Annotated in this window: 13 protein-coding genes and 1 pseudogene; 10 read left to right on the top strand and 4 right to left on the bottom strand. The window is 56.0% G+C overall.

The features are described 5' to 3' along the window. Positions 1-38 precede the first annotated feature (38 nt). The 4 genes from ACTJKZ_RS08455 to ACTJKZ_RS08440 all read left to right on the top strand — a co-directional run bounded on the left by ACTJKZ_RS08455 (position 39) and on the right by ACTJKZ_RS08440 (position 4,230). On the top strand, positions 39-431 hold the full coding sequence (locus ACTJKZ_RS08455) for a YbhQ family protein (protein WP_031594396.1): 393 nt from the start codon (positions 39-41) through the stop codon (positions 429-431). Between the two features lie 217 nt (positions 432-648). Then, positions 649-2,019 carry an ATP-dependent RNA helicase RhlE gene (rhlE, locus tag ACTJKZ_RS08450; RefSeq protein WP_253421374.1) on the top strand — a complete coding sequence of 457 codons (1,371 nt, stop codon included), beginning with the start codon at positions 649-651 and terminating at the stop codon, positions 2,017-2,019. Between the two features lie 2 nt (positions 2,020-2,021). Continuing rightward, positions 2,022-2,972: a tRNA dihydrouridine(16) synthase DusC gene (gene dusC / locus ACTJKZ_RS08445; RefSeq protein ID WP_161736221.1), complete on the top strand. Its 951-nt coding sequence runs from the start codon at positions 2,022-2,024 to the stop codon at positions 2,970-2,972. 70 nt (positions 2,973-3,042) lie between these two features. Further along, complete coding sequence (locus ACTJKZ_RS08440) at positions 3,043-4,230, top strand: MFS transporter (protein ID WP_161736220.1); 1,188 nt, start codon at positions 3,043-3,045, stop codon at positions 4,228-4,230. Positions 4,231-4,250: 20 nt separating this feature from the next. On the opposite strand, the gene ACTJKZ_RS08435 is transcribed toward ACTJKZ_RS08440, so the two are convergent. Further along, entirely contained in the window at positions 4,251-5,852 is a 1,602-nt protein-coding gene (locus ACTJKZ_RS08435; RefSeq protein ID WP_222924316.1) for an inorganic phosphate transporter, read from the bottom strand. Between the two features lie 258 nt (positions 5,853-6,110). Between ACTJKZ_RS08435 and ACTJKZ_RS08430 the strand changes: the two are divergent. The 3 genes and pseudogenes from ACTJKZ_RS08430 (at position 6,111) to ACTJKZ_RS08420 (ending at position 9,474) form a co-directional block, all read left to right on the top strand. Further along, positions 6,111-7,986: pseudogene (locus ACTJKZ_RS08430) on the top strand (phospholipase effector Tle1 domain-containing protein). After that, positions 7,977-8,636 (top strand): DUF2931 family protein, encoded by a 660-nt coding sequence (locus tag ACTJKZ_RS08425; protein WP_222924314.1) that lies wholly within the window; start codon positions 7,977-7,979, stop codon positions 8,634-8,636. The pseudogene ACTJKZ_RS08430 and the gene ACTJKZ_RS08425 overlap by 10 nt, the downstream one beginning before the upstream one ends. A 181-nt stretch (positions 8,637-8,817) precedes the next feature. Then, entirely contained in the window at positions 8,818-9,474 is a 657-nt protein-coding gene (locus ACTJKZ_RS08420; protein ID WP_222924313.1) for a DUF2931 family protein, read from the top strand. Between the two features lie 209 nt (positions 9,475-9,683). On the opposite strand, the gene ACTJKZ_RS08415 is transcribed toward ACTJKZ_RS08420, so the two are convergent. The 3 genes from ACTJKZ_RS08415 to ACTJKZ_RS08405 all read right to left on the bottom strand — a co-directional run bounded on the left by ACTJKZ_RS08415 (position 9,684) and on the right by ACTJKZ_RS08405 (position 13,618). Continuing rightward, positions 9,684-10,805, bottom strand: coding sequence for a L,D-transpeptidase family protein (locus ACTJKZ_RS08415; protein WP_222924312.1), 1,122 nt, complete (start codon positions 10,803-10,805; stop codon positions 9,684-9,686). Between the two features lie 214 nt (positions 10,806-11,019). After that, entirely contained in the window at positions 11,020-12,834 is a 1,815-nt protein-coding gene (locus ACTJKZ_RS08410; RefSeq protein ID WP_161736217.1) for a glycoside hydrolase family 15 protein, read from the bottom strand. 202 nt (positions 12,835-13,036) lie between these two features. Further along, positions 13,037-13,618 carry a DedA family protein gene (locus ACTJKZ_RS08405; RefSeq protein ID WP_161736216.1) on the bottom strand — a complete coding sequence of 194 codons (582 nt, stop codon included), beginning with the start codon at positions 13,616-13,618 and terminating at the stop codon, positions 13,037-13,039. A gap of 205 nt (positions 13,619-13,823) precedes the next feature. Here ACTJKZ_RS08405 and ACTJKZ_RS08400 point away from each other — a divergent pair, with 205 nt between their 5' ends. From ACTJKZ_RS08400 to ACTJKZ_RS08390, 3 genes are all read left to right on the top strand, one after another. Continuing rightward, a complete protein-coding gene (locus ACTJKZ_RS08400) occupies positions 13,824-14,411 on the top strand; it encodes a Yip1 family protein (RefSeq protein ID WP_161736215.1) in 588 nt (195 codons plus the stop codon). A 179-nt stretch (positions 14,412-14,590) separates the two neighbouring features. Next, positions 14,591-15,538 carry a D-alanyl-D-alanine endopeptidase gene (gene pbpG, locus ACTJKZ_RS08395; RefSeq protein WP_161736214.1) on the top strand — a complete coding sequence of 316 codons (948 nt, stop codon included), beginning with the start codon at positions 14,591-14,593 and terminating at the stop codon, positions 15,536-15,538. Between the two features lie 227 nt (positions 15,539-15,765). Further along, the gene (locus ACTJKZ_RS08390) at positions 15,766-18,210 is read left to right on the top strand and encodes a DUF3772 domain-containing protein (RefSeq protein WP_253421382.1); all 2,445 of its coding nucleotides are present in this window, start codon (positions 15,766-15,768) and stop codon (positions 18,208-18,210) included. Positions 18,211-18,250: the final 40 nt, after the last annotated feature.

The raw sequence follows: 18,250 nt of genomic DNA, 5'->3' as shown, positions 1-18,250 counted from the left end.
GCACTTGGGCGACCTGTTGGGTCTGCCAGGAGAATTGAATGAAATGGTCTAATCGTATTCAAATCATCACGGGTCAGACGTTGTTGCATATCGCTATGCATCTGCTGGTGATCGCTGCGCTGATCTGGGGCTGGAAACACAAGGCGCTGGTTGATGTCTGCAGCACGCTGGTGGCGATGTACGCACTGGTTTTTGTTGCCATGCTGGTGACACAGCGTATCGCCCGTTTACGTACGCTCGGCGATTATCTTGAAGAAGCGACCACCACTTACTACTTTGGCGCCGCCATGATGACGCTGTTCCTTGTGTCGCGGATTTACCACAACAACCTGCTGCTGGCCTGTCTCGGCGTAGTGATGTTGCTGGGTCCGGCGCTGGTTTCGCTGCTGGCGAAAGAGCCACCGCGGCGCATCGAAAATAAACGTAGTTAAGTTGAAGGCCACCGCGAGGTGGCCTTCCTGTTTCTGCACCGTTAAGTTATGTCAGTAAATGTGAGCTATCTCGCACACTTCATTTAAAGCTGCTACACTCGCCCGCTTACGCATCGTAGTTTGTGCCCTTTTCACGCGTCAGCCCCAGCTGCCGTCACTATCCCTCTGAAAACTACACCGTGAATCACGGCCAGAGCGGACCGGAGTAAACCACGTAATGTCATTTGACTCTCTCGGCCTGAGTGCCGATATTTTGCGCGCGGTTGCCGAACAAGGCTACAGCGAACCTACACCTATCCAGCGCCAGGCGATTCCTGTGGTGCTGGCAGGCCGCGATCTGCTGGCGAGTGCCCAGACCGGCACCGGCAAAACGGCCGGCTTTACCTTACCGTTGTTACAGAAACTCTCTGCCACCGCGACGCCCGTACGCGGCCGTCGCCCGGTACGCGCTCTGATCCTGACCCCGACCCGTGAACTCGCGGCGCAGGTCGGCGAAAACGTCAGCGACTACAGCAAATATCTCTCGCTGCGTTCGCTGGTGGTGTTTGGTGGCGTCAGCATCAATCCACAGATGGTCAAGCTGCGTGGCGGTGTCGATGTGCTGGTCGCCACGCCAGGTCGCCTGCTGGATCTGGCGCAACAGAATGCCGTTGACCTGTCACAGGTCGAAATTCTGGTGCTGGATGAAGCGGACCGTATGCTGGATATGGGCTTTATCCACGACATCCGTCGCGTGCTGGCCCGTCTGCCGGCTAAACGTCAGAACCTGCTGTTCTCGGCCACCTTCTCGGATGAGATCAAAGGCCTGGCGGAAAAACTGCTGACCAACCCGGAAATGATTGAAGTGGCTCGCCGCAACACCGCTTCTGAGCAGGTGGCGCAGCAGGTGCATTTCGTTGATAAGAAACGTAAGCGGGAACTGCTGTCGCAGCTGATCGGCGAAGGTAACTGGCAGCAGGTGCTGGTCTTTACCCGTACCAAACACGGCGCTAACCACCTTGCCGAGCAGCTGGGCAAAGATGGCATCACCGCTGCCGCGATCCACGGCAATAAGAGCCAGGGTGCCCGTACCCGTGCGCTGGCCGACTTTAAGTCAGGCGGCATTCGCGTGCTGGTTGCGACCGATATCGCGGCCCGTGGCCTGGATATCGAAGAGCTGCCACACGTCGTGAACTACGAGCTGCCTAACGTCGCCGAAGATTACGTTCACCGTATTGGCCGTACCGGCCGTGCGGCTGCAACCGGTGTCGCACTGTCGCTGGTCTGCGTCGATGAGCACAAACTGCTGCGTGATATCGAACGTCTGCTGAAGCGTGAAATCCCGCGTCTGGCGATTGAGGGTTATGAACCCGATCCGAGCATCAAAGCGGAGCCGATCATCAACGGTCGTCAGCAGCAGTCTCGCGGCGGTGCAGGTGGCGGCGGTCGTGGGCGTGGTCAGGGCGGACAGGGTGCAGGCGCAGCGCGTTCATCTTCATCCGGCGACAAACGTCCTCAGGCGCGTCGTCAGAGCCAGGCTGCGCCTCAGGGCGATAAGCCCGCAGCCCGTCCGCGTCGTCCGGCTCCGAAGCGCACCGGAAACGTCTGAGTATGAGGGTTTTACTGGCTCCGATGGAAGGCGTGCTGGATTCACTGGTGCGCCAGCTGCTATCGGAAGTGAATGACTACGATCTCTGCATCACTGAGTTTTTGCGCGTAGTCGATCAACTGCTGCCGGTAAAATCCTTCACCCGTCTCTGCCCCGAACTGCATCACGGCAGCCGTACGCCATCCGGCACGCGGGTGCGTATGCAGCTGCTGGGGCAGCATCCCGAATGGTTAGCCGAGAACGCCGCACGCGCGGTGGAACTGGGTTCCTGGGGTGTTGATCTCAACTGTGGCTGTCCCTCTAAACTGGTCAACGGCAGCGGAGGCGGTGCAACCCTTCTGAAAGATCCCGATCTGATTTATCGCGGCGCGAAAGCGATGCGTGAAGCGGTGCCTGCCGATTTGCCGGTGACGGTAAAAGTGCGGCTCGGCTGGGATTCCAGCGCCCGCAGCCTGGAGATTGCCGACGCGGTCCAGCAGGCCGGTGCCAGCGAGCTGACAGTACATGGGCGCACTAAAGAAGAGGGCTATCGCGCAGAAGCGATCAACTGGCAGGCGATTGGCGACATTCGTCAGCGGCTGCGCATTCCGGTGATTGCCAATGGCGAAATATGGGACTGGCAAAGCGCGCAACACTGTATGGCGGTAACCGGCTGCGATGCGGTGATGATTGGCCGCGGTGCACTGAACATCCCCAACCTGAGCCGGGTCGTAAAATACAATGAGCCGCCGATGGCCTGGCCCGATGTGGTGCGGTTATTGCAAAAATATAGTCGGCTGGAGAAGCAGGGCGATACCGGCCTCTATCACGTGGCGCGTATCAAACAGTGGCTCGGTTATCTGCGCAAAGCGTACGGCGAAGCCGATGGCTTATTCAGTGAAATCCGTGCGTTAAAAAACTCGGGTGACATCGCGCAGGCGATTGACCGTCATGCACATGTTCATGGTTTGTGATAAAAAATCAGGCGACCCTTTAGCAGCCTGACGGTATAGTGGGCAAAATTTCCCACACCACAAGCCTGCTATGTCTGACAACGCTGTGTTGAGCAACAGTCAGCTCAACAAACGAATCCTCTCCGTTATTATCTTCACCTTCTTCTGCTATCTCTCTGTCGGACTGCCGCTGGCCGTGCTGCCGGGCTTCGTCAAAAATCAGCTTGGTTTCAGCTCCTTTATTGCTGGTCTGATTATCAGTATTCAATATTTTGCGACGCTGCTCAGCCGTCCACAGTCGGGCCGTCTCGCCGATCGCCTGGGGCCAAAACGGGTGGTGATGCTGGGACTAATCTGCTGCGGCATGAGCGGGGTGCTGACTATCGTGGCCGCACTGCTGAGCAGCTGGCCCTGGCTGAGCCTGGCGCTGCTGGCTATCGGGCGACTGTTTCTCGGCGTGGGGGAAAGCTTCAGCAGCACCGGCTCAACCCTGTGGGGTATGAACATCGTCGGGCCACTGCAGACCGCGCGCGTCATCTCCTGGAACGGCGTCGCCACCTATCTGGCGATGGCCGTTGGTGCGCCGCTGGGCGTGCTGCTGAACAGTCAGTTTGGCATGAGCGGATTTGCCGGACTGATTGCGCTGATGGGCGTCGTCGGGTATCTGATGGCCAGCCGCAAACCGGCGGTCACCGTCAGCGTGGGTGAGCGCATTCCCTTTCATCGCGTCTTCTCCCGCGTCTGGCTTTATGGCCTGGCGCTGGGCTTCGGCACTATCGGCTTTGGCGTCATCGCCACCTTTATCACTCTCTATTTTGCCAGCCGTGACTGGCAGGGCGCGGCCTATGCGCTGACACTGTTCAGTCTGGGGTTTGTGCTGGTGCGGCTGGGGTTTGGTCGCTTCATTACTCGCTTTGGCGGACTGCGCGTGTCACTTTTCTCTTTTCTGCTGGAGTGTCTGGGACTGCTGATTATCTGGCAGGCTGACAGCGCCTGGCTGGTAGGCGCGGGCGCGTTTCTCACCGGCAGCGGCTTTTCGCTGGTCTTCCCGGCGCTGGGCGTTGAGGCGGTAAAACGGGTTGAGCGTCAGGATCAGGGTTCGGCGCTGGGCACCTATTCCGCGTTTCTCGATCTGGGGCTGGGCTTAACCGGCCCGGTGGCGGGACTGTTTATCGGACACTGGGGGATGCAGTCGGTCTATCTGGCTGCCGCCGTAATGGTACTGGGCGCGCTGCTGATTACGCTGCGGCTTTATACGCAGCAACGGCTCACCACCTGACCGGTGGTGAGCGCTGACTATCAGAAATGGGTAAACGCCCAGTAGAGCAGGGCGGAGAGCAGAATGGAGACCGGCAGCGTTAATACCCAGGCCACAGCCAGATTACGCAGGGTTGAAAACTGCAGACCAGAGCGGTTGGCCGCCATGGTGCCTGCTACGCCGGACGACAATACATGGGTGGTTGACACCGGCAGGCCAAAGCCATCGGCTGCGCCAATGGTCATCATCGCCACCAGCTCGGCGCTGGCACCCTGGGCATAGCTCAGATGGGTTTTCCCGATGCGTTCTCCCACCGTCACCACAATCCTGCGCCAGCCGACCATGGTGCCCAGCCCCAGCGCAATTGCCACCACCACTTTCACCCACATCGGAATAAAGCGGGTGGCGCTATCGAGTTCAGTTTTCACCGCTTTCAGATTGCGTTCGGTCTCCTGCGGCAGTGTGACCTTTGCGGTCTGCAGGTGCTTAATCGACTCCGAGGCCAGATACATCTGATTGCGGGTGTTGGTCACCGCCTGGGCAGGAATGTTATCCATCGAACCGTAGCGGCGAATCTGATCGCCCACCTCGTTAAGCGTCCTGGCCAGCGCCGGTAACACCCCGGCATTCATCTGGTTGCTGCCGACAAAACCGGTCAGCACGTCGCGCGCCGCCGGAGGATGTGCCGTCGCCGGTTGCAGTTGCAGCAGCTGATGGGCGGTCACCTCGGTCAGTGCGGCCACGCGTGGGATCTGATCGGCCGGCAGCGATCGGTTCAGGGCGTAAGCGATCGGCATAGTGCCCACCAGGATCAGCATAATCAGCCCCATTCCTTTCTGTCCATCGTTGGAGCCGTGCGCAAAGGAGACGCCGGTGCAGGTCAGGATCAGCAGACCACGGATCCAGACCGGCGGCGGCTGGTCACTTTTCGGCGCCTGATAAAGCTGGCGATTACGGATAAACATCTTCATCACCCACAGCAGCAGCCCGGCGCAGACAAAACCGACCACCGGCGACAGCAGCAGGGCATAGCCGACCTTAAGTGCCTGATCCCAGTCCACGCCGCTCAGTCCGCTGCGGCCGTGCAGCATGGCGTTAGCCACCCCAACGCCGATAATTGAGCCAATCAGCGTATGCGACGACGACGAGGGCAGACCGAAATACCAGGTGCCCAGATTCCAGATAATGGCGGAGAAGAGCAGCGCATAGACCATGGCAAAGCCGTTGCCGCTGCTGGCCTGCAGGATCAGCTCGACCGGCAGCAGCGAGATAATGCCAAACGCCACCACGCCGCTGGAGAGCAGCACGCCCATAAAGTTACAGAAACCGGACCAGACTACCGCCACGCCGGGCGTCAGCGAATGGGTGTAGATTACCGTGGCGACCGCGTTGGCGGTATCGTGAAAGCCATTGACGAACTCAAAGCCGAGCGCAATCAGCAGCGCCAGTCCCAGCAGAAAGAACGGCAGATAGCTGGTGACCGGCATATTGGTTTCTTCAACATCATTGACCAGGTTAAGTCCGGCGAACGCCAGTCCGGCGACCAGCAGAATGAAAAACAGCGGCTTACTGAAGCGACTGCCCTTGCCGTTGAAATCGGGGCGTCCCCGGGCTGATGAGGAGGAGAGACTGTTTTCGCTCATGGTGTACCTCACGTGGCTGATGCCGGATGCTGATTTGCATCGGGTTAACGGAGTGTGATACGCGCTTTCTATGACAGATTAATGATGGCAGGTCTTGCGGAAAAGTTTCTTTACCTGATGGCGATATTAAAAGCTAACACCATTAACAGCGATGCCACATTCAGGCACTGGGACCGCTAACAGAAGCCTGTAATTTGGGTTAAGTCATAATTAAGGTATGATGCGTTTACTTAATAGCCATAAAGTTCATGAGGGATTATGACTGAAGGATTTTTTTTATATCACCTGGATAAAACCACCTGCGGCGGACGGATTCTTAGCGGCGCGTCTGATGAAACGTATACCATCGGCGGCATCGAGCGCCAGCAGGTCCGGGAGGGCGACCCGGTGACCTGCGGTAAACATGAAGGACGGTTTCGCGTCTGTGGGGGGATGGGGGACACCTATGAGGTGAATGGTGTCCTGAAAGAGTGGGCGGGCTCTCTTCACAGTTACAGCTCCTTGCCCCTGTCGTGCCCGTTTTATTCCCTCCGTCAGCACGCACACTTACGAGATCGACTGCAACGCTGGCCGTGCAGCCGAACGGGCTGAGGCTGCGGAGAGAAAAGCACAGCAGTCAGATCCAGAACAGCGTGCACAGGCAGCGAAGAAGAAACGGGAAATCACGCTCACCATCGGTGTGTTCTTTGATGGAACGGGCAACAATGCGAATAACACAACCGACCGTCAGGCTGTCTGTACCGGCGCACATTTCGGAATGAACGATGCGGAGTCTAAGTCCGTTTTGCAGCAGTGCATACGACTGAATCGCGGAGTAAATGGAACCGCTGCCGGAAGTTATCTTGGCTATTACACCAATGTGCATTGGCTCAACACGCTATATAAGCAAGATGTAACGCCTGATACGGGGGGAGGACAGTACGCTATTTATATCGAGGGTATAGGCACGGAAGACGGGGTGGGTGACAACGCTTATGGTATGGGAACGGGCCGGGGAGATACCGGCGTGGTGAAAAAAACTGATAAGGCTGTTTCGGCGCTGATTAACGGTATTCAGGGCTATTTGAATAGGTACGATGAAGCCCGTACCTGCATTATTAAAGAGCTGCAGTTTGATATTTTTGGCTTCAGCCGTGGCGCTGCGGCGGCGCGGCATTTTGCCAACCGGGTATTCAGCCAGGACAGGACCATTATCTCGGCAATTAAGATCGGGCTGGGTGATGTTGAGTTCTCCGGCACCCCCGGCGGTAGAACCCGATTTCTGGGAATATTCGATACCGTGGCGGCCATCGGAACGCCGGTTAACGGCCTGAACCCGCACAGCGCAGATACAGGTGAGGTGAATCTGGTACTGCGTCCGGGCGTGGCGGAAAAGGTATTTCATATCACCGCGCAGCACGAATGCCGCTTTAACTTTGCACTGAACAGCGTCAAACCAGCCTGGCCTGAGCTGGCTCTTCCCGGTGCGCATTCCGACATTGGCGGAGGTTACAATCCTGAAGAACGCGAAGCCTGTTTCCTTACCCGGCCGGAGTTCGAAACTGTACCACTCTCAACTCCCGATACAGAAACGCGGATTTATCGGCAGACCTGCGCGCAGCTTAAAACGATGGACGGCTATCCGGCGATAGCGCCGCTGCTGAATGCGGTGGAGGTCAATGCAGATGTCTGGCATGACGACAGAATGCCAGCCGATCGTTACGGCACACTACAAAAGCGCAGCGGTGCGGCGCTGGTTATTGACAGACTAACCCGCAATGACTGGTCGAAGGTGGCGCTGCGGGTGATGCTTGATGCGGCGCAGGATGCCGGTGTGGTGTTTGAACCTGTCGATGAAACCAATCCTGATTTTGCGCTGGGTGCAGAAATGAATGGACTGAGTGAAAAAGCGATTGTCATGGGGCGTGCGGTTCGGAATAGTCAATTCGTACAGGGATTTACTACACCGGAAATTCTGATGCTGGCCGAGAAGTATATTCACTGCTCGGCTAACTGGAACAGCGTACTTAGAGACAGTGAAGGAAGGGTCAGCGGTGCAGTCAGACCGGCAAAGCTTGTGACATTTACTAACAGACCGGACGAGCGCTGGCAGCGTACGGTTTACGATATGGACGGAAATAAAATATGGAAATAAAACGTATGGCAGGGCTCCTTACTATTCTGGTATTGACTGGCTGTCAGGTAGAAGCACACACAAATGATTCTCCTCAGAATGGTGAACCAGCAGAATGGACCTTTGATTTTTTCACCCCAAAAGCGCTACCGGCATTAGTGACGTTCGCCGTTGTACAAGATGCTGAAGGTACGATTTATCGCTTTAACACGCTGAACAGCACTCCCGACCTGCCTAAAGTAATCGGTGGATGGAACGATAAAGATCGTGCGCCTGGCGGCTACTGGAATCACGTTGAGCGCCCGCCAAAGCATATTATTTTCTGCTGGGACTCAATTATCGATAAAAAAGTGTATGAGACGGCCCTGACTATTCCTAAAGCCGATCTGGAGAAAATGCTCAGGCCGGCCGGGCAGAAAGACTATTGGGGGAAAAAAGCATATTACGACAGAGTACAGATCGGTCTGGCTCCGGGGGGAAAGGTAGCCGTCTGGTTGCAGGGGATCCGATCTGAGCCTAATTATCGTATCACACCATCAATTCTGAAAACCGTCTCAGGAGACAAACTGGATATCTGTAAAGGAATAACCAAACATCCAAATGGATATAAATATTATGGAGATACACCTGATTTTATCAAAGGGAAAAAATATCCTTACGGCCGATGGTAACGATCCCGATATTTAATTAATTGGCTGAAAGATAGTCATTTCAGCCATTTTAAAAGGGTGGTTAGTGAAACTGTTAAAGAAGAGTCAGCAGTGCAGTCAAACCGGCAAAGCTTGTGACATTTACTAACCGGCTGGACGAACGCTGGCAGCGTACGGTTTACGATATGGACGGCAATAAAATATGGAAATAAGACGCATGGCGAGACTTATTACACTTCTGATACTGACTGGCTGTCACAGTGCAGGCCAGACGGGTCCGGCAGTGGTCAAAACTGATGCTCCCTCAGAGTGGAAATTCAATTTCTTCACGCCAAAAGCGTTACCTGCTCTGGTGACATTTGCCGTGATTCAGGGTGCTGATGGGACGATTTATCGCTTTAATACACTTAACAGTACTTCTGCACTGCCTGAGGTTATCGGTAAGTGGAATGATAAAGATCGTGCCTCTGGTGGCTACTGGAATCATATTGATCGCCCCCCTAAACATTTTATCTTTTGCTGGGACTCGGTAATTGATAAGAAAGTGTATGAGACCCATCTGACTGTCCCTGATGTCATCGTAAAAAAGATGAACAGTGCCAGTGGGAAAACGGACCCCTATAATAATACCTATGACACCATCCAGATTGGCCTGGCTCCGGAGGGGAAGGTAGCGGTATGGCTAAAAGGTATCGGGTTTGAGCCTAATTATCGCATTACACCGTCCGTCCTGAAAACTTTATCCGGAGATAAGCTGGATATCTGTAAAGGGATTACACGTTTTTCTGACGGCTATGAATACGGCAAAGATACTGAGATTTTTATCAAAGGAAAAAAATACCCTTACGGCCAATGGTAACGTTCCTGATATTTTTAATGCGGATTGAAGATATATTCACTTCGGGTAACTGGAACAGCGTATACAAAGACAATCAGAGAATGGCCAGTGTTGCATTCAGACCGGCGCAGTTGATGATCTCCTTTAACTGGCCAGATGAGCGCTATAGACCTAATTCAGGCAATAAAAAAGCCAGCGACAGGCGCCGGCCTCTAAAAGCAGGGCGGCAATTACGAGCTGGTATTGGCCGCGGCTGCCGGTGCTGCTGGTGTTACCGGAGCGGCCGGTGCGGCTGGCTCAGTGGTCGGCTGCTGTGGCTGCGCGGCATCACTGCTGGCACCCTGTGGGGTCACCGGCGTCATCGGTTCTTCCTGTGGTGCAGCCTGCGGGTTTTCCGGCGCCGGGACAGGTGCGGTCTGGATGTTGTTTTCCACACCGTTCACTTTTACCGGCATACCGGTGCGGCCCTGAATAGCGCCGTTAACCTGATCCTGATTGACGCTGGCATCAACCAGCACTTTGCTTACGGCCTGCGTCAGCGTAATCGGCACCAGTTCACGTGAGTTGAACTGCTCTTCGGTGGTCGACAGCGGGTTATGCACTTCAACGTACCGTGAGCCATCAGGCTCTACGGTCGCTTTTACCGGCTGGTCAACGAACTGTACGCGCGTGCCGACCGGCACGTTCTGATACAGCCACTTAATATCGTCAGCGCGCAGACGCACACAACCGTGGCTCACGCGCAGGCCGATACCGAAGTTGGCGTTGGTGCCATGAATCGCATAGAGACGACCGATATAGAGCGCGTAAAGCCCCATTGGGTTATCCGGGCCTGCCGGGAACACGGCTGGCAGCGTTTCACCGCGTGCCGCGTAATCCGCGTGCATACCTTTGGTTGGCGTCCAGGTCGGGCCATCTTTCTTACGTTCTACCGCTGTGGTCCAGTTAATCGGGGTATCTTTACCCAGTTCACCGATACCAATTGGCAACACCACCACGGTTTTGCTACCTTTCGGATAGTAATAGAGACGCATCTCCGCGCTGTTAATCACAATGCCTTCACGCGGTGCGTCAGGCAGGATCAGCTGCTGTGGGATGATCATTTTGCTGCCAGCTTTAGGCAGATAAACGTCAACACCCGGATTAGCTTCCAGCATATTGCTGAGGCCCATCTGGTACTGCGCCGCAAAAGCTTCCAGCGGCAGCTTGCTGTCTTCAGGAACCGTAATTTCAATATTTTCCCCGATCAGACGGCTGTTGGCCGGCGGTAACGGGTAAACCACAGCAAAGGCTGACTGGCTGAACGCTGCCAGGGCCAGAGCGATTGAAGCGAAAGCGCGAATAATTTTCATATTTTACAAGTCTTTATCGCCATATTTCAGGCTGGTCTATGTGTCGAATTCATGCTGGCCAATGTGACCTGCTGCGCATTATATGTTCATTAATCTGACGTTGTGAATCGGGATTTTAACCTGCCTGCAATACTTTACGTAAATTCACCGCGGATGTTAGCGCATTTCCGGAAAGCAGGGCGCTAAAAATGGGGCTTTCCGGGCTTATCGCTGACTAAGGTTGCCACTGCGTCTGTTCACCACTGAGTTTGCGATTCAGGAAAAAGGCGGCACTGATTAACGCCAGATGCGTCAGCGCCTGCGGCGTATTGCCCAGCGCATGACCGTGGCTGTCAAATTCCTCGGCGTACAGGCCCAGCGGATTGGCGTAGCTCAGCAGCTTCTCAAACTCAAAATGCGCCTCCTGAATCCGGCCTGCGCGCGCCAGACACTCGACATACCAGAATGAACAGGCACCAAAAGAGCCTTCCGATCCCTTAAGGCCATCGGCCGGTGTTTCATGCGTGTTGTAACGCCGCACCATACCATCGCTGACCAGATTGGTTTTGATCGCATCCAGCGTGGCAATCCAGTCCGGGTCGGTGGCACCGACGAAGCGCACCAGCGGCATCAGCAGCATGGAGGCATCAAGATGTTCCCCATGACGGGTGGCAGAGAAATGGCCGCGTTCACTGTTCCAGAAGTTTGCCCAGATATCTTCGCGGATCTCCCGACGCGCCCGATCCCAGCGTTCGTAAGGCATCGGCAGGGATCGCTTCATGCCCAGTCGCAATGCGCGATCCAGCGCCACCCAGCACATCAGACGCGAATGCAGGAAGTGTTCCGGCTCGCCGCGCATCTCCCAGATACCGGCATCGGGCTGATTCCAGTTATCACACAGCCAGTCGATCATTTTGACCACATGCTCCCAGCCGCGCTGAGAGATCGCCTCACCATACTTATTGGCCAGATAAACCGCATCCATCAGCTCGCCATAGATATCGAGCTGGGTCTGCTGCCAGGCGTCATTGCCGATGCGAACCGGACGGGAGTCGGCATAGCCGGAGAGATTGAGTAACTCCATCTCATGTAGCTCGGTACCGCTGTCCAGCCGGTACATCACCTGCAGGCGCATCTCATCGTGATGGCTGTTTTCAACACAGCGTCCAACCCAGTGGGTAAAGTGTTTGGCTTCATCGACGTAGCCCAGCCGCATCAGGGCATACATGCTGAACGAGGCGTCGCGGATCCAGGAGGCGCGATAGTCCCAGTTGCGTTCGCCGCCCAGCTCTTCAGGCAGGCCAAAGGTTGCCGCCGCCGCAATCGAGCCGTGCTGATGTGAAGTCAGCAGCTTCAGGACCAGCGCCGAACGCTGCACCATCTCGCGCCAGCGTCCCTGATAGGTGCTGTGGGCGCTCCAGCGTCGCCAGTAGTTAAGCGTCTCTTCGAAACAGTGTTCGGTCGCCAGCGCTTCGATATGTGCATCATCCACGCTGCCAAATTCAAACTGCGCATGTTCGCCGGGCTTTAATGTGAAGTGGGCGGTGGCGCTGTCATCCTCCAGCGTCATGACCACGGAGGCCGCAAGGCGCAATGACGGCTGGCCTTCGGCATGGAAGTCGATGCAGCCGTTGTGCGCTTCGGCACGGGTCTGCGCCCGGGCATAGTCATGACGCGGTGAACAGTGCAGCTGGAAGGTTGCGCTGCCGCGGATCATTTTGACCCGGCGGATCAGGCGCGGCAGTTTGTTCTTATCATCACAAATCGGCATGTAGTCGGTGATTTCCGCTACGCCCTCATCATCCAGCCAGCGGGTCTGCAGAATATTGGTATCGGGCAGGTAAAGCTGCTGACGCCGCGCATTGGGCCAGTCAGGGGCCAGGGAGAAAAGGCCGGCATCATCGCTATCGAGCAGGGCGGCAAACACCGACGGGCTGTCGAGTTCCGGCCAGCAGAGATAATCAATGGTGCCGTCATTCGCGACCAGCGCACAGGTGCGCAAATCACCGATGACGCCGTGGTCTTCAATCTTACGTTTTACCTTACTCATCCTCATCTCCCTGTCAGTGTCCCTCCTAACTATAGCTGAGCCCGCCGATGCGGCTTCGTTTGGGCACAGATGGTTAACGCGGGGGTGAATAAGGACGGAGAGGGTAAGATGGGCGGGTGAGACTTACATTATCGTCAGCAGGTCGCCAGACGCTGTTCAGCGTCTGACGACCGGTGTGTTATCTGGTGAATACGCCGTTCATTTATTGCTGATCGGCCCGGCGGTTGTGCCAGCGGCGGATCACCCAGCGCAGCACAAAGGCGAAGACGACCGCGCCGACCAGCCACAGCAGATGTTTCAGATGCTGATCGAGTTTATGCAGCCACGGTGCGATGATGCCGCCCGCGAAATAGCCCAGCGTCACAAAGATCAGCGACCAGATAGCCGCCCCGATGACGTTGAGAATAAAAAATTTCATCGGGTTGAGGCGGCTGGCACCGATGATGATGGGACCAATCAGCCGGAAGCCATACATAAAGCGCACGCCAATCACGAACAGGCTGGGGCGGCGTTTAATCAGGCGGTTTGCCTTGACCACTTTGTCCTGATGCTTTTTAAAGCGGTGCAGGATCCGCGTGCCCCAGCGGCGACCGATCCAGTAGAGCAGTTGATCGCCAACAATGCCGCCGCCCATCGCGGCCAGCACCACTCCCACGTAATGCAGCAGCCCCTCATGCGCGGCAACACCGCCCAGCAACGTAAATGTTTCCCCCTCGGCGATACAGCCAATAAAAAGTGCCAGGTAACCGTACTGCGTAATTAATGCGTTGATATCCAGATGCAAAATGACCCTCCCTGTTCAGTGACTGTTTCTTCAAGTCTATACGCGATTTAGCTTTGCTTCCGCTCATGCCTCATGGGGCCGTTTATTTATGCTGTTTTTTTGTCCGGTCACCACGAAAATTTCACTGCCGTTTATACTTGAGAAGACGCTGCCCCTAAAGACGGATGCATCATCGGGCAGCCCACTGCATCAGAGGATTGAATCTATGAATCATGTCTGGGGTCTGCTGGCGCATCCGAATCAGGAAATGCGTCATATCAAGCAAGAGAATGAGAGCGTATCGCACCATTACACCCACCATGTTCTGTTGATGGCGGCGATTCCGGTGATCTGCGCCTTTATCGGTACAACTCAGCTGGGCTGGAATCTGGGCGAGGGGCAATATGTGCAACTTAACCTGGCAACCGGGATCGGGCTGGGCATTCTGTTCTATCTGATTATTCTGGGCGGTGTCGCGGTTATGGGACGCGTGATCCACTGGATGGCGCGTGATTTTCCGCAGCGTCCTGGCGTCCAGCGCTGCACCGTGTTTGCGGGATACGTGGCGACGCCACTGTTTCTCAGCGGGCTGGTGGCACTCTATCCGCTGGTCTGGCTCTGCGTGCTGGCCGCCGCTGTGGCGCTGCTCTACACCGGCTATCTGCTCTATATTGGCATTCCGCTGTTTCTGAATATCGATCGCGAAGAGAGTCTGCGGTTTTCCGGCTCTACACTTGCCATCGGCGTGCTGGTTTTTGAAGTGTTACTGGCATTGACCGTGGTGCTGTGGGGATATGGACCGCATCTGTTCTGACTGACCACTGCCGCCGCTCTGGCGGCAGTTCTCTTTTTACGCCCGGAAACAATCTCACCAGGAAATTTCTTAACCTTAAGCGTATGATGCTGCTGCCAGCCCGCGCGCCGACGTGAATGAAGCGGGCGGCCTGTGTCGGTCCGACACAGTACACAATCATAACCGGGTTTTTTTCTACGATGCCTGCAAAAATTCGCTCCACCCTGCTTTCGCTGGCGCTGCTCGTTTCCGGGCAGATTGTTTCACTTCCGGCGCAGGCGACGACTTCGCTGTCGCAACTTGCGCCTATTGCTCAGCCGCAGATCGCTTCTGGCAGTGCGATGATTGTCGACCTCACCACTAATAAAGTGCTCTTCTCCAGCCACCCGGATCGGGTCAGGCCGATTGCGTCCATCACCAAGCTGATGACCGCGATGGTGGTGCTGGATGCGCATCTGCCGATGAACGAGATGATTAACGTCGATGTCAGCCAGACGCCGGAAATGCGTGGCGTTTTCTCGCGCGTGAAGCTCAACAGCCAGATCAGCCGACGCAATATGATGTTACTGGCGCTGATGTCTTCAGAAAACCGTGCCGCCGCCAGCCTGGCGCACGCCTATCCGGGCGGTTATCGCGCCTTTATCCAGGCAATGAATGCCAAAGCGCGGTCACTTGGCATGAAACAGACCCGCTATGTAGAGCCAACCGGCCTCTCAACGCAGAACGTCTCCAGCGCACAGGATCTGGTGAAGTTACTCAAAGCGACGCGGGAATATCCGATGCTTGGCGCGCTCAGCACCACAAAAGAAGAGACGGCGGTGTTTGCCCATCCGAACTATGCGCTGCCGTTCCGCAATACCAACCATCTGGTCTATAAAAACGACTGGCATATTCAGCTGACCAAAACCGGTTATACCGACGAGGCGGGCCATTGCCTGGTGATGCGCACGATGATTAACAATCGTCCGGTGGCGCTGGTGGTGCTGGATGCCTTTGGCAAATATACCCACTTCGCCGACGCTAACCGTCTGCGCAGCTGGATTGAGACCGGCAAAGCCGCGCCAGTCCCCGCTGCTGCACTGGCGTATAAAAAGCAGAAGTCGGGCCAGGTTGCCAGCAATGGTGCCAGCAGTGCCGACGTTGAGTAGAGAATAGCGGGTGTCGCGCACGGCGCGCACTGGCATGACCTGCAGGCTGAGCAGGTCGCCGGGAAGAAGCAGGCAGAGGCGTACAGCGATGTTTACGCCGCTGCCTGTCCCGAATCAGCCCGAAAAATGCCCGTTATTCCTATATTGCCATCCCTTGCAAAGCCCTACACTTACGCGCGACTGGCGAGGGACGATCGCCTGAATTAAGCTGCCGGAATCTTACACATATGTTTATACGATCCCTTTTTGCATTGTTAATGCTGGCGCTGGTAGGGTTTGCCCCGGCGCTGGCGCTGGCCGCAGATGATGCGGCCGGTGCTGCTCAGGAACAGGATGCCCCGCCGAAGCTGAATGCCGCGGTTGAACTGCCGAAAATGCAGAAGATCCTCGACAAAATTAAAAGTCAGGTTTCTGTCGATGCTGGCGAAAACAAGCTGACGCAGCTGAATGAAATGGCGCTGGAGCTCTCCGGCAATGCCGATACGCTGGGTCAGGCGCTGGTTCCCGATCGCCAGCAACTGGAAGCCCAGTTGCAGGTGCTGGGTCCGGCCCCGAAAGCGGACAGCGGCGTCAAAGAGACGCCGGAGGTGACGCGCAAGCGTAACACGCTGGAGAGTCAGAAAAGCAAACTCGACGACCAGATTAAGCAGGCTGAAGGCATTAAAAATGGCGCACTGATGCTCTCCTCGCAGATTGTTAACCTGCGTCGCGATCAGCTGAAAAGCCAGCTGGCGCTGAACTCCGGCAGCATTCTCGGGGCGCGCTTCTGGTCACCGTTGCTCAGCACACAGGATCTGGATGGCGAGAAAATTGGTGAGTTCCTGCAGGAGTTGCAGGACACCGCAGCGCTTTCCTGGGAGCCGGGCTGGCGCGTCGGCAGTGTCTTCTGGCTGCTGGCGGCGCTGCTGGTGATGACGGCTGGCCGTCGTTACAGCGAAGAGTTTCTGGCCTGGATCAGCATTCACAAACTGCCGGAAGGTAAGCTGCGCCGCAGTTTCCTGGCGGCAGCGATAGCCCTGACCACCCTGGTGGCTGTCGTCCTCACCTTTAACTTCATCGCCCTGGCCTTTACCCGCCGTGATGAGGTTTCTGAAAACGTTCAGGACTTTGTGGATCAACTGGTTCGGCTCAGTGTCTTTTGTGGCCTGATTGCCGGACTGGGACGCGCTTTCCTCTCTACCCGTCGCCCCAGCTGGCGTTTACCGACCATCTCCAATGAAGTGGCGATGGCGTTAAAACCGTTTCCACCGATTACCGCCGTGCTGGTCTTTATCTTCCAGACGGTCGAGGCGTTTAACTACAGCGTCGGCACCAGCCTGAATACCACCATTTTTGCCAACGGGCTGACGGCCCTGCTGATCGGCAGCACCGCGCTGGCGATCAGCATGCGTACCAACCGCGTTCGTCGCCGTATGACTCAGGCGGGTACACCACCGGAGGCACGTTCTACGCTGGTCGGACTGATCCAGATGGGCCTGACGCTGACCGGGATCGCCATTCTGGTGTCGCTGCTCATCGGTTACGTCACGCTGGCGCGCTTCCTGAGTTATGAAGTGATCTGGTGCGGCCTGCTGTTTGGCTCGTTCTACTTCCTCAGTCATCTGCTGAAAGATGGCTGTGAGAGTCTCTTCTCAACCAGTAACGCTACCGGTCGTCGCATCCAGAGTTCGCTTAACATTAATGAGCGTCACCTGCAGCAGACGGCCACGCTGCTGGCGGCCATTGGTAAAACGTTCCTGGTGCTGATTGTCGCGCTGGCGCTGGTCAACGGCACCTTTGCCTCCTCAACGCCGATTGAGCTGCTGCAAAAAGTGATCGAGTTCTGGGGCGGTAAAGGACTCGAATCCCTGAACATCGTACCGGCGCACATGGTGAATGCGATAATCTGCCTGATTGTCGGAATCTATGTGCTGCGCTCGGTGCGTCGCTGGCTCGACACCGATTTCCTGCCAAAAACCACCATGGATGTGGGAATGCGGGTGTCGCTGGTGACGCTGTTCAGCAACATCGGTTACGTGCTGATTATCCTGCTTACCCTGTCGATCATGGGTCTGCAGTGGAACAAGCTGGCGTGGATCGTCAGTGCGCTGTCGGTTGGTATCGGTTTTGGCTTACAGGAGATCGTGAAGAACTTTATCTCGGGGCTGATTCTGTTAACCGAGCGTCCGGTTAAAGTCGGCGATCTGGTGAGTATCAGCGGCATCGAAGGGGACATCCGCCGCATTAACGTGCGTGCCACCGAGATCCAGCTGGGCGACAAGTCCACGGTGATTGTGCCTAACTCACAGTTTATTTCGCAGAACGTGCGCAATGCGACCATGGGCAATGCGCAGGGGGTGGTGACGATTACGCTGACTTTCCCCCTCGATATCGATCCGGTGAAGGTGCGCGATATTCTGCTGGAGGTTTACAACGAGAATGAGCGCATTCTGGAGACGCCGGAGCCGTCTGTTTCGTTTAAAGATCTGACCCAGCAGGGGATTGTGCTGAGCGTCACGGGTAACGTGGCGGGTCAGCGCCAGATCTCAGGCGCGAAGAGCGACCTGCTGTTTGATATTCTGACGCGTCTGCGTAAAGAGGGCATCCTGCTCTCGACACCGCAAACCATGATTATTGAGCGCCGTCAGCAGATGGCGGGTGTGGCGCCGGTACCGGAAGAGAAGCTGGTTTAGGTGTGAAAGGGCCGACATCTGTCGGCCTTTTTTATATTCA

Origin of the sequence: Pantoea sp. 22096, assembly GCF_052045955.1 — a bacterium.
Classification (GTDB): Bacteria; Pseudomonadota; Gammaproteobacteria; order Enterobacterales; family Enterobacteriaceae; genus Pantoea; species Pantoea alfalfae.
Note: the sequence above shows the minus strand (reverse complement) of the source record. Positions and strands in the feature narration are given on the sequence as shown.